This is a genomic window from Microbacterium mangrovi, from assembly GCF_000802305.1.
Taxonomy (GTDB): Bacteria; Actinomycetota; Actinomycetes; order Actinomycetales; family Microbacteriaceae; genus Microbacterium; species Microbacterium mangrovi.
The window spans coordinates 657994-672418 of sequence record NZ_JTDK01000006.1; the positions used below are offsets into that span (position 1 = coordinate 657994).

General features: G+C 68.9%; 15 protein-coding genes. 2 read left to right on the forward strand and 13 right to left on the reverse strand.

Annotation, left to right across the window (positions count from 1 at the left end; translation table 11 throughout):
* Positions 1–23: 23 nt before the first annotated feature.
* The 5 genes from paaE to paaA form a co-directional block, all read right to left on the reverse strand.
* Entirely contained in the window at positions 24–1124 is a 1101-nt protein-coding gene (paaE, locus tag LK09_RS06920) for a 1,2-phenylacetyl-CoA epoxidase subunit PaaE (protein ID WP_039397397.1), read from the reverse strand.
* Between the two features lies 1 nt (position 1125).
* A complete protein-coding gene (paaD, locus tag LK09_RS06925) occupies positions 1126–1599 on the reverse strand; it encodes a 1,2-phenylacetyl-CoA epoxidase subunit PaaD (RefSeq protein WP_039398230.1) in 474 nt (157 codons plus the stop codon).
* Positions 1593–2435, reverse strand: coding sequence for a 1,2-phenylacetyl-CoA epoxidase subunit PaaC (gene paaC, locus LK09_RS06930; protein WP_039397399.1), 843 nt, complete (start codon positions 2433–2435; stop codon positions 1593–1595). The genes paaD and paaC overlap by 7 nt, the downstream gene beginning before the upstream one ends.
* On the reverse strand, positions 2432–2752 hold the full coding sequence (gene paaB, locus LK09_RS06935) for a 1,2-phenylacetyl-CoA epoxidase subunit PaaB (RefSeq protein WP_039397401.1): 321 nt from the start codon (positions 2750–2752) through the stop codon (positions 2432–2434). The genes paaC and paaB overlap by 4 nt, the downstream gene beginning before the upstream one ends.
* Before the next feature lie 64 nt (positions 2753–2816).
* The gene (gene paaA, locus LK09_RS06940; RefSeq protein ID WP_039397403.1) at positions 2817–3815 is read right to left on the reverse strand and encodes a 1,2-phenylacetyl-CoA epoxidase subunit PaaA; all 999 of its coding nucleotides are present in this window, start codon (positions 3813–3815) and stop codon (positions 2817–2819) included.
* 88 nt (positions 3816–3903) lie between these two features.
* Between paaA and paaI the strand changes: the two genes are divergently transcribed.
* Both paaI and paaK read left to right on the forward strand, forming a co-directional pair.
* Positions 3904–4311, forward strand: a complete 408-nt coding sequence (paaI, locus tag LK09_RS06945; protein ID WP_039397404.1) for a hydroxyphenylacetyl-CoA thioesterase PaaI — start codon at positions 3904–3906, stop codon at positions 4309–4311.
* 38 nt (positions 4312–4349) lie between these two features.
* Positions 4350–5663, forward strand: a complete 1314-nt coding sequence (paaK, locus tag LK09_RS06950; protein WP_039397406.1) for a phenylacetate--CoA ligase PaaK — start codon at positions 4350–4352, stop codon at positions 5661–5663.
* 21 nt (positions 5664–5684) lie between these two features.
* Here paaK and LK09_RS06955 read toward each other — a convergent pair whose 3' ends face one another.
* The 8 genes from LK09_RS06955 to LK09_RS06990 form a co-directional block, all read right to left on the reverse strand.
* Positions 5685–6380 carry an IclR family transcriptional regulator gene (locus LK09_RS06955; protein WP_197060985.1) on the reverse strand — a complete coding sequence of 232 codons (696 nt, stop codon included), beginning with the start codon at positions 6378–6380 and terminating at the stop codon, positions 5685–5687.
* A gap of 74 nt (positions 6381–6454) precedes the next feature.
* A complete protein-coding gene (locus tag LK09_RS06960) occupies positions 6455–7321 on the reverse strand; it encodes a substrate-binding periplasmic protein (protein ID WP_052226474.1) in 867 nt (288 codons plus the stop codon).
* 68 nt (positions 7322–7389) lie between these two features.
* Positions 7390–8112, reverse strand: coding sequence for an amino acid ABC transporter permease (locus LK09_RS06965; protein WP_052226475.1), 723 nt, complete (start codon positions 8110–8112; stop codon positions 7390–7392).
* On the reverse strand, positions 8109–8753 hold the full coding sequence (locus LK09_RS06970) for an amino acid ABC transporter permease (RefSeq protein ID WP_039397410.1): 645 nt from the start codon (positions 8751–8753) through the stop codon (positions 8109–8111). The genes LK09_RS06965 and LK09_RS06970 overlap by 4 nt, the downstream gene beginning before the upstream one ends.
* Before the next feature lies 1 nt (position 8754).
* Entirely contained in the window at positions 8755–9510 is a 756-nt protein-coding gene (locus LK09_RS06975; RefSeq protein ID WP_039397412.1) for an amino acid ABC transporter ATP-binding protein, read from the reverse strand.
* A 71-nt stretch (positions 9511–9581) separates the two neighbouring features.
* Positions 9582–10568: a dipeptidase gene (locus LK09_RS06980; protein WP_052226476.1), complete on the reverse strand. Its 987-nt coding sequence runs from the start codon at positions 10566–10568 to the stop codon at positions 9582–9584.
* A 70-nt stretch (positions 10569–10638) separates the two neighbouring features.
* On the reverse strand, positions 10639–13239 hold the full coding sequence (locus LK09_RS21735; RefSeq protein ID WP_052226477.1) for a hypothetical protein: 2601 nt from the start codon (positions 13237–13239) through the stop codon (positions 10639–10641).
* Between the two features lie 187 nt (positions 13240–13426).
* Entirely contained in the window at positions 13427–14413 is a 987-nt protein-coding gene (locus tag LK09_RS06990; protein ID WP_039397414.1) for a pyridoxamine 5'-phosphate oxidase family protein, read from the reverse strand.
* Between the last annotated feature and the right edge of the window lie 12 nt (positions 14414–14425).

Below are 14425 nucleotides of genomic sequence, written 5' to 3' on the forward strand. Positions count from 1 at the left end.
CGATCCTCCTGAGCGGTCGTCGGTCAGCTGTCGTAGTCCACCACGACTCGGTCGGTCGTGGGGTGCGACTGGCAGGTGAGCACGTAACCCCGCTCGATCTCGTCGGGCTCGAGCGCGTAGTTCTCGGTCATCGTCACCGAGCCCTGCACCAGGCGCGCCCGGCACGTGCCGCACACCCCGCCCGAGCACGAGTACGGGGCGTCCGGACGCACTCTCAGCGCCGCGGTGAGCAGCGATTCGCGCGCGACGAGCGGACTGTCGACGTGGTTGCTCTGGCCGTCGAGGGTGAAATCCAGCGCGTAGGTCGGCTCGTCCGCGCGCACCGCGACAGGACGGGCCGGCTGCTCGTGGTCCTCCCCCGTGGTGAACAGCTCGAAGCGGATGTGCTCGCGCGGCACGCCGGCGTCTTCGAGCACGTCCCGGCACAGCTGCACCAGCTCGATGGGGCCGCACAGGAACCACTCGTCGACGGTCGCGGGCGGCAGCAGCCGGTCCAGGATCGTCCGCAGCTTCGGCTCGTCGATGCGGCCGGACAGGACGGGCGCCGCTCGCTGTTCGCGGGAGAGCACGTGGTGCAGCGTCAGCCGCGCCGGAAAGCGGTCCTTCAGGTCGGCGAGCTCGTCCGCGAACATGACGTCGGTCTGCGACCGGTTCGTGTAGACGAGCGTGAACCGGGACGTGTCGGATGCCTCCAGCACGGAGGTCGCGACCGCCATCAGCGGGGTGATGCCCGACCCGGCGGCGATGCCCGCCACGTGCGTGCCCTCGAGCTCGGCGAGCCGGGTCGTGAACGTGCCCTGCGGGCTCATCACGTCGAGCACGGTCCCCGGATGCAGCTCCGTGTGCGCCCAGGCCGAGAACCGGCCCCCGGGGTCGCGTTTGATGGCCACGCTGACCTCGCCGGGTCCTGTCGCCGTGCCGGGTCGGGGCGCCCGGCACAGGGAGTACGAGCGGCGCACCTCGCGGCCGTCGATCCGGGCCCGCAGCGCGACGTTCTGCCCGGGCAGGTAGCGGTAGTCGTCGACGAGCTCCTCCGGCACGGCGAAGGTCACCTCGATGGCGTCGTCGGTGAGGGGTCGCACATCGGCGACCGTCAGGGCATGGAAGCGTCCTCGCGCCGGCATGTCAGTGCGCCTTGAAGTGGTCGAACGGCTCGTCGCACGCCCGGCACTGGTACAGCGCCTTGCACGAGGTGGAGCCGAACCGGGCGAGTTCCCGGGTGTCCAGGGATCCGCAGCGCGGGCACTTCACCGACAGCCGCAGCGGGATCGGCCCGCGGCGCTCGGTCACCGCACCCGGGGGCGCGATCCCGAACGCGGCGAGCGCCTCGCGCCCGCGCGGGGTGATCCAGTCGGTCGTCCAGGCGGGGGCGAGGGCCGTGCGCACGTCCACCCGGGCGAAGCCGGCGGCGGTCAGGGCGAGCACCAGGTCGTCGCGGATCGTCTCCATGGCCGGGCATCCCGAATAGGTCGGAGTGATCGTGACCGTGACGGCATCGCCGTCTTCGCGGACCTCGCGCAGCACGCCGAGGTCGGCGATCGACAGCACCGGGATCTCCGGGTCGGCCACGGTCGATGCGACGTCCCACGCGGTCACCAGGTCACCCCCGGATGCTGCCGGGCGAGCACCTGCATCTCGGCGAGCAGGTAGCCCATCGCCGGGAAGTGGATGCCGCGTCTGCCGCCCGCGGAGCTCGGGGGCACGTCCGGCACCTCGAGATCGCACTCGGCGAAGACGGCGGCGATGACCTCGTCGAACCGGCCGCGCAGGCTCGAGGGACGAACGGCGACGCCGGGGGCATCCTTCTCGAGCCGTTCGATCAGCGGCCCGTCGCGGAACAGCTCGTCGACGTACGGCCAGATGTCGGTCACGGCGGTGATCATCCGACGGCGGGACTCCTCCGTGCCGTCGGCGAGGCGCAGCGTCCACTGCACGGCATGATCGCGGTGGTACTCCACCTCTTTGACCGCCTTGGCCGCGATCGCCGCGAGCGGGGCGTCCGTGGAGCGCTGCAGCGCGGTGTACAGCTCGAACTGGAAGCAGGATGCCACCAGCTGCCGCGCGATGGTGTGCGCGAAGTCGCCGTTCGGCTGCTCGAACAGCCACGCGGTGCGCCAGTCGGGTTCGTCGCGGAAGTAGGCGAGGTCGTCTTCGCTGCGGCCGTCCCAGGTTCCGGCGTACCGCAGCAGGCTGCGGGCGTGGCCGAGGTCGTCGAGGGCGATGTTGCCGAGCGCGACGTCCTCTTCGAGCTCGGGGGCCCGCGCGATCCAGGCGCCCAGCTGCTGGGCGAGGATCAGTGCGTCGTCACCGAGCCACAGCGCGTACTCCGCGACGTCGGCGGACGGTGCGACGCCGTCGCCGCCGGCGAGCTCGGTGGACAGAGCGATCTCGTCGACGGTGACGTGGACGCCATCAGTCTGGGTGGTCTCGCTCACAGGTGCGGCACCCCCTCGGAGGCGGTGTAGTACTTGGCGTGCCGGTAGTTCTTGCCGGCCGCGCTCTCGAACAGGGCGCCCTTGTGGGCCGGGTCGCTGGTGGTGATCGCCTCGGACGGCACCACCCAGATCGAGACCCCCTCGCCGCGGCGGGTGTACAGGTCGCGGCCGTTGCGCAGCGCCATCTCGGCATCCGGCGCGTGCAGCGAGCCGACGTGCACATGGCTGAGGCCACGGGAGGCGCGCACGAACACCTCCCACAGCGGCCACACCTCGGGGGCGTCCGTGCGGGTCGAGTCGGAACCGGGTGCGGACATCAGGCGGCCTCTCGATCGGGGGTGGTTTGCCCTTCGACAAGCTCAGGGCGCAGGACTCCGTGCATCAGGCGGCCTCTCGATCGGACTCGGCGCCGCGTTTCGTCTCGCTTCGCTCGCGGGGCGACCGTTTCTCGGCGTAGGCCGCGGCGGCCTCGCGGACCCAGGCTCCGTCCTCGTGGGCGTCGCGACGGTGCTGCAGGCGGTACGCGTTCATCGGGCCGCGGCCGGCGAGCACCTCCTGGAACTCGGTCCAGTCGATCTCGCTGGTGATCCAGCGCTCGTTCTCCTCGTCCCAGCGCAGCTCCGGGTCGGGCAGAGTGACTCCCAGCGCCTCGGCCTGCGGGACGAGCATCCCGATGAACCGCTGACGCAGATCGTCGTTCGAGAAGCGCTTGATCTTCCACGCCATCGACTGGGCCGAGTTCGGCGACTCGTCATCGGGCGGCCCGAACATCATGAGGCTCGGCCAGTACCAGCGGTTCACGGCATCCTGCGCCATCTCGCGCTGCGCCTCGCTCCCCTGCATGAGCGTCAGCAGGATCTCGAAGCCCTGCCGCTGGTGGAACGACTCCTCCTTGCAGATGCGCACCATCGCCCGCCCGTACGGACCGTACGACGCCCGGCACAGCGGCACCTGGTTGCAGATCGCGGCCCCGTCCACGAGCCAGCCGATCGCCCCCATATCGGCCCACGTCGGCGTCGGGTAGTTGAAGATCGACGAGTAGCGGGCCTTGCCGTCGATGAGCTGCTGCGTCATCACGTCGCGGGCGATGCCCAGCGTCTGCGCGGCCGCGTACAGGTACAGACCGTGGCCCGCCTCATCCTGCACCTTCGCCATCAGGATCGCCTTGCGCTTGAGGCTCGGAGCCCGCGTGATCCAGTTGCCCTCCGGCTGCATGCCGATGATCTCGGAGTGCGCGTGCTGCGAGATCTGCCGGATGAGGGTGCGCCGGTAGGCGTCCGGCATCCAGTCCCGCGGCTCGATGCGCTGATCGGCGGCGATGAGCGCGTCGAACTCCGCCTGCAGCTCGGCCTGCGCGTCTGGCGTCATGGTCTCGGTCATCGTCGACCCTCCGTCCGGAAATACCAACCGTTCGTTCAGTAATTATGGCATACTCTGGCACAGACGCACACGTTCGAAGGAGAACAGGATGCCGGACGCCACCCGCTCCACGCACACGATGATGCAGAACGACCGCGCCGCGCGGGCGCTCGGCATCCGCATCGAGGTGAACGAGCCCGGACGCGCCGTCATGTCGATGCTCATCCGCGACGACATGACCAACGGCTTCGCCATCACCCACGGCGGCATGGTCTTCGCCCTCGCCGACACGGCGTTCGCATACGCGTGCAACGAAGACGAGAAGGTGACCGTCGCCGCCGGCGCGGACATCGCGTTCCTGAAGTCGACGACGGCCGGGCAGACGCTCACCGCGACCGCCGTGCGCCGCGTGCGCAGCGGTCGCAACGGTCTCTACGACGTCACCGTCACCGACGAGACCGGCGACGTCGTCGCGGAGTTCCGCGGTCGCTCGTTCACCACCAACCGCCCGCTCTGAAAGCTCGCCCGGATCGCCCCGATGCAGAGGAATCCCACATGACCGCCGCCCACCACGTCTCCGCTCCCGACGCCGCCGACCTCGATGCGGAGGAGCGCCTGAGCATCGACGAACTGCGCGAGCTCCAGCTCGAGCGCCTGCAGAGCACGGTCCGCCGCGCGTACGAGAACGTCCCGCTCTATCGCACCAAGTTCGATGCGGCCGGCGTGCATCCCGACGACATCCGCGAACTCGACGACGTGCGAAAGCTCCCGTTCACGACGAAGGAGGACCTGCGCCAGTCGTACCCGTTCGGCATGTTCGCCGTCCCGATGGACCAGGTGCGCCGCATCCACGCGTCCTCCGGCACCACCGGACGCCCCACCGTGGTCGGATACACGCAGGGCGACCTCGACCGGTGGGCGAGCCTGGTGGCGCGGTCGCTGCGGGCATCCGGCGTGCGCCGGGGGATGCTGCTGCACAACGCCTACGGCTACGGCCTGTTCACGGGCGGCCTCGGCCTGCACGACGGAGCCCAGGCTCTCGAGGCGACCGTCATCCCGATCTCCGGCGGGCAGACCGCACGGCAGGCGCAGCTGATCAACGACTTCCGGCCGGATGCCATCTCGTGCACGCCGAGCTACCTCCTCACCATCGGAGATGCGCTCGAGGCCGCCGGGATCGATCCCCGCTCGACGTCCCTGAAGGTCGCCATCCTCGGCGCCGAGCCGTGGACGAACGAGATGCGCACCGCCATCGAGGAGCGATTCGACCTCGACGCCGTCGACATCTACGGCCTCAGCGAGGTCATGGGTCCCGGCGTCGCGAACGAGTGCGTCGAGACCAAGGACGGTCCGCACATCTGGGAGGATCACTTCCTCCCCGAGACCATCGACGCCGAAACGGGGGCCGCGGTCGGCGACGGGGTGCTCGGCGAGCTCGTGTTCACCTCGCTCACCAAAGAGGCCTTCCCGGTGATCCGCTACCGCACGCGCGACCTCACGCGTCTGCTGCCGGGCACCGCCCGGCCGGGCATGCGCCGCATGCAGAAGGTCACCGGCCGCGACGACGACATGATCATCCTGCGCGGCGTGAACCTGTTCCCGACCCAGATCGAGGAGCTCGTGCTCGGGATCGAGCAGCTCACCCCGCACTTCATCCTGGAGCTCACCCACCCCGGACACATGGACGCGCTCACCGTGCGCATCGAACGGCATCCTTCGCTCGACCGCGCCACGTGCGAGGCCGCGGCCGTCGTGCTGCAGAAGCGGATCAAGCAGCACATCGGCACCACGGTGGACATCGTGCTGGAGGAGCCGGGCGCGCTCCCCCGCTCGGAGGGCAAGTACAAGCGCGTGTACGACCTGCGCTGAGTGACGCCGGCCCACGCGCACTCAGGCGTCGCCGGACATCTCCGCTTCGATCTCCCGACGAGAGCGCAGCAGGGTGTCCCGGGCCAGCGGAATGTCCAAGCGTCCGGACGGAGCGATCACACTCAGGGCACCCAGGCATTCCTGCCCGAGCATGATCGGCACCGCGACGACGTCGACCACATCGCCCATCCACTCGGAGTGCGACTGGGCGTAGCCGCTCGCGCGCACCGCGGCCAGGGTGTCGCCCATATCGGTGAATCGTGCCCGGTCCACATGCGCGTCGAACGCCAGCAGCACCATGCCCGACGCCGACGTGCGCAGTTCGAGGTGCGGTTCGGCCGCCTGTGTGATCGCGAACGGGCGCTTGGGCTCGTGCCGCTCCACGATGATCGCCTCATTGCCGTTGAGGACGGCGAACGAGATGGGTTCGTTGAGGAGCTGCACCAGCGGCTCCATCCGCCGCGAGACCTCCGGCGGAATGGCCGAGTATTCGATCGCGAACCGGCCGAACACGGCGGCCCGCGGCGACAGGCGATACTCGCGCTCCTCGTCCTGCTGCAGCCAGCCCCCTTCGGCGAGGGTTGAGACGTACTGATGCGCAGCCGCGCGCGACCAGCCCAGCTCCCGGGCGATTCCCGAGACGCTCGCCCGGCCCCCGTCGAACTGCAGGAAGGCTTCGAGGACCTTGATCGTCTTGGACACGGTTTGCAGGCTCATGCCGCTCATATTCCCATCACTCGGAGGAATGGCCCGGCAGCGGGTCGCTGCCGGGCCGTGCGCCGCCTCGGCGCTCAGAGCAGGTTGGGTGCCGCGGGATGCATCACCTTCGGGTCGAGGCCGTACTTCTCGGCGATCTTGTCGAGCTCGCCGGATGCGCGCAGTTCGGCGATATAGCTGTCGATCGCCTCGCCGAGCTCGGCGTTCTGGAGGTTCACGGGAAAGTTGGTCTGGCCCGGTTGCACGGTTGCGGGAAGCCGCTCATCCGACTGGAGCACCGTCACCTCGTACCCCGTCATGTCGTGCTTCTTCAGGTACTGGTTCGCGGCGATGAACCCGCCGACGGTGGCGTTGATGCGTCCCGCGTTGAGGTCGTCGTAGACCGCGTCGTCGTTCTGGTAGAGCTTGAGGCTGCTGCCGAGGAGCGCCTGGAGCTTGTCGACACCGACGAGTCCGTGACCGACGCCGACTTTCGCCTTCTCGAGCTCGTCGACCGTTGCGATCTCGTTCTTGGAGACCACCGACAGCGGCGACGTGACCACCGGAGCCGACAGACGCACCACCTTGGCGCGCTCCGCGGTGCGATACCAAGAGCCGAGCGTCGTGTCCGCACGTCCGGTCGAGACCGAGGTGATCATCGCCGCCGCGTCGCCCTTGTTGATCTGCAGGGTCAGGCATTCGGCCTGCGCGAACTTGGTCAGCACATCGCCCTCGAGGCCCGTGAGCTTTCCGGGTGCATCCGACATCGAGAACGGCACGTAGTCGTATTGCGCGACCGTGAGCGTTCCGGTGGAGATGGTCTTCAGGTCGGCATCCCGCGGGGTGCAGTCCTTCGTCGCGCCCGTCGCGCCGGCGGCTGCGCCCGGAGGAGTGCTGTCACAGCCGGTGAGGGCGAGAAGGGCCGCAACGGTCAGTGCGGCGAGGGGCAGGGCTTTCTTCATGGATGACTCCTTCGTCGGGTGGGGTGGGGTTTCGTTTTCGGGGACGCGCGTCGCCGGCGGACCGGGTCTCACACGGATTGCGGCTCGCGCACGCCCGGGATGAGGGCTCGGACCGTCCGACGGCCCGAGGTCGGCCGTCCGTTCATGCGCTTCTCCAGGGAGCCGCTGAGGATGGCACCGGGGATGGTGATGCACAGGTAGAGGACGCCGGCCGCCACGTACACGGACATGTACTGGAACGTGACCGATCCGATGACGTCCGCGTGCTGCATGATCTCGGGGACGGTGATGACGGTCGCCAGAGAGGTCGCCTGGAAGATGATGATGGTCAGGTTCACCAACGGCGGGATCGAGATGCGCGCCGCCTGCGGGATCACGATGAACCGATAGCGGTCGATCGTGCGGAGCGACAGCGAATCGGCCGCCTCGATCTGCCCCTTCGGAACCGCGTTCAAACCGGCGCGGATCATCTCGGACGAGTATCCGGCCGCCGAGAACATCAGGCCGGCGATCGCGGCGGGGCCGGGATCGAGCAGGATGCCCAGCTGCGGCAGCCCCTGATAGAAGACGTACAGCAGCACGAGAATGGGCACGCCGCGACCGAGCTCGACGATGATGATCGCCACGTGGTGAACGATGCGCGAGGGCGATTCGACCAGGAGTGCGAGGAAGAACCCGAGGATGTAGCCGCCCACGCACGCGATCACCGTCATGAGGATTGCCACCCACAGACCCGGAAGCAGCTGCGGGATGTACTGGGGCCACGTGTACAGCCAGGAGAAGTCGTTCATGCGATCGCGTACTTCCTCGTGATGCGGGCGTGGATGCTCCGGGAGAACAGGGCGATGGGCAGGCTCAGCAGCAGATAGATCAGCCCGGCGAACCCGAACATGAACAGCCCGTGCGCGTGGTACTGGGTCATGACACCGGCCCGGAACACGAGATCGGTCACCCCGATGGTCGAGACCAGTGCCGAGTCCTTGAGCAGCCCGATGATCTGGGTCGCGACCGACGGGCTCACCGCGCGGAACAGCTGCGGCCCGATGATGTCGCGCAGGGTGGCGAGCCGCCCGAAGTTGAGCGCACCCGCCGCTTCCCACTGACCGGCGGGGATGGCCTGCATCCCTCCGCGGTAGATCTCGGCCATGTAGGCCGTGGCGATGACCGACAGCGTGAGCAGGGATGCCGTGACCGGAGTGAGGGTGATCCCCAGCTGCCCGACGCCGAAGAAGGTGAGGAACAGCCAGACCAGCGTGGGCACTCCGCGCACCACATGGACGATGGCGCTGTAGATTCCCCGGACCACCGCGAAGCGACTGCGTGCGAGCGCCAGCAGGGGCACCGCGAGGACGATGCCGATCGCCGCCGACCCGAGGGTCAGTGCGATGGTCCACGTCGCACCCAGGGCGATGTAGGTGAGGATGTCGAGCATCTCATCGCCCCAGGACGGCCGAGAGGAACCGGCGCGTGCGCTCGTGCCCGGGATCGGACATGATCGCCTCCGGGCTGCCCTGCTCGATGATCGCGCCGTCGACCATCACGGCGACCTGATGCGACACGTGCCGGGCGAACTCCATCTCGTGCGTGACGACGAGCATCGTCATGTCGTCCGCGGCGAGCGATCGCATGACCTGGAGGATCTCGGCCCCGATCTCGGGATCGAGACCGGAGGTCGGCTCGTCGAAGAGCATCAGCTCGGGGTCCATTGCGAGCGCGCGGGCGATCGCGATGCGCTGCTGCTGTCCGCCGGAGCATTCGGCGGGATAGGCGTTCGCCTTGCTCGCGAGCCCCACGCGGCTGAGCTCCGCCATGGCGCGCTCTTCGGCCTCGGCCTTGGAGCGCTTGTGCACGCGCATCTGCGGGAGCGCGACGTTCTTGAGCGCGGTGAAGTGCGGAAAGAGGTTGAACGACTGGAAGACCATGCCGGTGCGAGCCCGCAGTGCACGCACCTGCGCGTGCGAGGGCCGCCCGGCACTGAAGTCGATCGCCGCATCCCCGATGCGCAGCGCGCCGTGATCGGGCACCTCGAGGAGGTTCAGACAGCGGATGAAGCTGGACTTGCCGGCGCCGGAGGGACCGATGATCGAGATCACCTCGCCCTTGCGCACTTGGAGGTCGACGGCGTCGACGGCGACGTGGTCGCCGAATCGCTTCGTCAGCGATGTGGCCTCGACGAAAGACGCATCCATCGCGGATGCACCTCCTTCACGCGGAAGTGGTTGTGTGAGTGACATTGCGGTTCCGTTCGGATCTGTTCGGTTCAGAGCGCCTTGAAGGTGCGCCGGTAGAAGTCCAGCCAGTTGCCGCCCATGATCTTCGCGACCTCCGTTTCGTCGAAGCCCCGGTCGCGCAGGCAGGCCTCGGCGTCGGGGAATTGGGAGGGGTCGTCGAACCAGCCGAGCTTGGGCTGCGGGCCGGAGTTCGACTTCGATCCTGCACCGTACTGGATCTCGCGCGCCCAGCGTCCCTGCCGCATCCACTCGAGGTAGTCCATGCCACCGGTCTGGTCGAAGTCGGTGCCGATCCCGATGTGGTCGACACCGATGCGGTCCGCGGTCCACGCGACCAGTTCCGACCACTTCTGCGCCGTCGTGTACTCCCCCACGATGTTGCGGTAGACCGAGAGCCCGATCACGCCGCCGTTGTCTTTGAGCGCGTCGAGCACGTCATCGGGTTTGTTGCGTGCGTGCGGCGCGAGCGACGACGGATTCGAGTGCGTGATGGCGACCGGCTCGGTCGAGTGCCGGATGGCATCCATCGTCGTCGTGTTGCCCACGTGGGAGAGGTCGACGACCATGCCGCAGCGGTTCATCTCGCGCACGACGTACTTGCCGTAGCGGGTCAGGCCCGAGTCCGACGGCTCGTAGCAGGAGCCGCCGATGTCCGACTGGATGTTGTAGGTCAGCTGTCCGACGCGGGTTCCCATGCGGGCGAAGTGCTCGACGTATCCGAGCCGGCCCTGCAGGAAGGCGACGTTCTGGAACCCCAGCAGGATCGCGCACCGACCCGACGCCGCGATGCGCGTGATGTCGTCGGCCGTGTACGCGATCTCGACGAGGTCGGCGTTGTCCTCTGCCATGTACCGCCACTTGACGAGCTGATCCATGGACTCGGTCGCGTCCTCCCAGAACCCGACGGTCACGGTGATGCATCCCACGCGCCCCTTCGCGATCTCCTCGAGGGCGGGCCGGTGATCGCGGCGTTCCTTCTCCAGCGGGGTGCAGAGCAGACTGTCGACGTACAGCATTGTGCGTTTCTTTCTCTTCGGTGAGGTTCGGTTCGCCGGCCGCCCGGCCGGCCGACGGCCGGCGGGCCGCTCAGTGTGCGGCGACCAGGTCGGCGAAGTGCTGGTTGTCCAACTCGTCAGGATCGGTGAGCAGGTGCAGCTCCTCGATGCTGAACTGTTTGGTGATGCGCTCCCCCGGACGGATGACGTCGAGCACGGTCCCGCCGGTGTGCTGCCGGGAGATCGGGGTATCGGCATCCAGGCCCGCATTGCCGCGGTAGTAGATGTTCCAGAACGTCGCCGCGTCGACCGTGCGCCCGTGCCGGGCGAAGTGCCCGACGACCGCGGCGTACTCGTCCCGCAGCGCGCTCGGCTGCACGGCGCGGACGACCGTCCCGCTGATGGTGTGCGTCGCGTCATCCGCTCGCGCATCGAGCCGGATGCCGTAGCGCGCCAGCGCGAGTGCGATGCCGGGCACGGCGTGGTCTGCCCGAGCGCCGACCACTCGGAACGGTGTGGGCTTCTCGGCCGCCCGCGCCCCGATGAGGTTCACCAGGACATGACCCGTCGCGAGCAGGCTCTGGCCGTGGTTGTCGATGACGAGCACGCCCTCTTCGGACCGACCCTCCGGCGAGCGCCACGGTGCGGCGAGCGCGGTCGTCGGATCGATGGCGCGGATGAGAAGGTCGCCGAACGCGGTTGCTGCTTCACGGTCCGCCGCAATGGCCGTGGTGACGAAGTCGCGGGCGCCATGCCACGAACCCTCAGGCACGTTGATTGCCTGGGAGGCGCGCCCGGCCATGAGTCGCACCTCTCGGAGCTTCATGTCGATCGTCGCCGTCGCGTGTTCGCCGGGCGGGGTGATCGGCGTGTCGGTCGGCGTCAGCTTGGCACTCTCGGCTGCCGGGTCGGCCGGCGGCGCGGCAACCTGCTCGAGCACCGGGCGGGACGCGGACGGCGCAACCGCGGAGGCGGCGCCGACGGGCGTCTGGTACGACCACCACCAGCCCGACGGGTCGGACCCGGCGATCGCGTCGCGGAACGGAGCAGATTCGAAGATGATGCCGCGCACGTCACGACCCATGTGGTCCTCGGTGCGGTCGAGTCCGTGGATGAAGGCGTTGACGAAGCGGATGACCCAGACCGGGATGAAGTCGCTGTCGTGCGGGTCCGCGTGCGGGACGGCATACGGCTTGTCCTGCAGCCCCAGGACGAGCCGGGTGATGTGCTCGAGTTCGGGATGCCGGCCGACGAGCGCCCCGACGGTGTGCTCATCGGGATCCGCGGACGACTCGGTGTCGCGGACCGCGGCCAGGAGCGCCCGGATCATCGTCGGATAGCTGGGGATCAGTTCATGGGCGTGCGGGACCTCCTCGCGGGGCCCGGAGCGGGGCTCTTCGGCGGCCCGCGACTGGTACCAGACGCGATCGCGGAAGTGCTCGTCGTTGAGCGGCATCCGCAGCGCCCAGCCGTACTGCTCCTGGATGACCGCGCGCAGGTCGGCGAGTGCGAGGCACGGGTCGAGGTCGAGCTGCTCCGCGAAGTCGAGATCGGTCGCGGCGACCGCGTCGCAGAACTCGGGGACCAGTTCGAGCAGCAGGGTGTCGAACGAGTGGAGGGCCTCCTTGCTGACGCGCGGGGCGACAGAGCGGTGGATGGCACCCAGCACGGACTCATCGACTGCCGCCGACACCTCGCCGCGACGGGCGGCGCGGACCTGGGTGCGGATGCGGCGGAGGTCCCCCACGATCTCCATGTTGGAGGTGAAGAACCGGTACGACGTCGTGAGGAACGTGCGATAGCGGATCGTTCGGTCCAGGAGCTCCTCCAGGCGGGCGAGGTTGTCGCCGGTGGCCACAGCGGGGTCCGTGAGCACGTGATCGAGCACCCTCAGGAATGCCGAGATGTAGGCGTTCACGAGAACAGGACGGTTGTACACCAGCATCGCGAGCCCGAGCGCGGACCCGTTGCCCACCCCGATCAGGCGCTTGACGGAGGGCTCCAGCCGGACCGCGGTCTGGGGGGCGTCGAGCCGGGCGAGCTCCTCGACCAGGTCCACGGAGAGCTCGCGCATGAGGTAGGCCGAGAGCATCTGGGCGTGATACGACGTGCCGAGCGGGTGCCCCTTCGGAATCGCGGCGAACGGCATCGTCCCGAACGTCCCGTTGCCGTCGAGGCCGGTGTTGCGCATGATGTAGCCCACGCGCTTGAGCTCCCGGACGTCGGGCTGCTCGCCGCGGGCCAGAGACTGCCGCACCGAGCGGAAGATGCGAAGGCTCTGGTTCGAGCGGAACCAGACGAGCGTGTTCGCAGTGGCACGCCCTTCGTAGAGCCGAGGCAGCTCACGCTCCGTCGCCGCGACGTCCTCCGGCGAGGCGACCCCGTCGATCAGGGCCCCGCTCATGTCCCACGCTGTGCCGATGATCCGGCCGGTGCGATTCTTGCCCGAGGGCTGCTTGAGGAACGCGAGGAACGTCATCGCGCCGCCGGGCGCGCTCACCGTGTAGCGAGCGCGACCGTTGCCGCGGGCGTCGAGTTCGAACTCGTCGCGGTCGATCGTCCAGTTCTCACCGATCATCTTGGACAGGAAGCTGCGCGAGGCCGAGAGGCGGTTGGGCTGCATCGCGCCGAGGTTGCGCGGGTCCATCACGAGGTCGGGATCGGAGTAGTACTTCGCTGTGTTGTGTGCCACTTCGCACGGTGCCTTTCTCAGAACGTCAACGCATGTTAGACAGTCATAAAGAATCTGTTGACGATGAGACGAGCGTAGCAAAGCCCGCCCTCGAGGAGAAGGGCTTCTTCGCAATCTCTTCCGCACGCTGTCCACGCCGGCACACGGGCGCAGGGCTGCGAGAAGAGGGGAACGCGGGTGCGGGTCGTCAGCGTCGCACGAGCGGGACGGGCTGACCGCGTCGGGCAGCCTCGGCCACGAGCCGCCGCTTGAGCATCCGGCCCTGCCCGAGGAAGGAGCGGCTGCGGTCCCGCGGCGTCCCGGCGAGGCTCCAATCGTTCAGCGCCCGGTCCACCCGCACCGACACGCGATCGCCGAACGCGGTGGCCGTGCCCACGAGCACGACGTTCTCCTGCCACTCCATCTCGGGTCCATGCCGGTGGAACGTCAGACACACGGGGCCGTCCGGCAGCGGGATGCCGGCCGGCAGCGTCAGGTCGAAGCCGTCCGGCGTGCGCACGACTTCGCGGGCGCGCAATGCCAGCGGCATCCCGTCCGCGACCCCCGTGATCGTCGGCGCGCCGAGCCGTTCGGCACGGTCGGCGAACGGCTGCCATTCCGCGGGCGGGACCGATCGGCTCGGCAGCCGTCGGCCGGCCGGGCGCGGATCGGAGTCGGGCGCCAGGGGCGGGACGTCCGGCATCCACACCTCGGGAGCGCGCGCCAGGTCGCCGTCCGGCCACCACCACACCTGCTCCGGAGTCACCTCCACCCAGATCCGCGCGAAGTACCAGCCGAGCCGTTTCACCAGGAACCACGGCATCCCCCGGAAGCCCGCGCCGGTCTTCTGCATCGACGCGCGCACGTAGCGGTCCGTGTTCGACTGCAGGTCCGCGTCGCGGACCGTTGCGCGGCCCCGTACGAGGACGACCGGGGCCTCGTCCCCGGCACCTGCGCAGAGCAGCGCGACCCGGGGATCGCGGCGAGCGCGCTCCGCTTTGTCCGGGTAGGTGAGGCCCGTGCTCACGTCGATCGTCCCGTCCGCGCCGAGATAGGGCGTGACCGGCCACGTGACGGGGCGGCCGTCGCGCGTCAGCGACGCGTATTCGCAGACGAGGGCGCGATCGAAGATCTCGCCGACCCAGGCCGGCATCGTCGCGCCGGCGGTGCGTTCGTGCGATTCGGATGTACTCATGTGCTGTCTCCC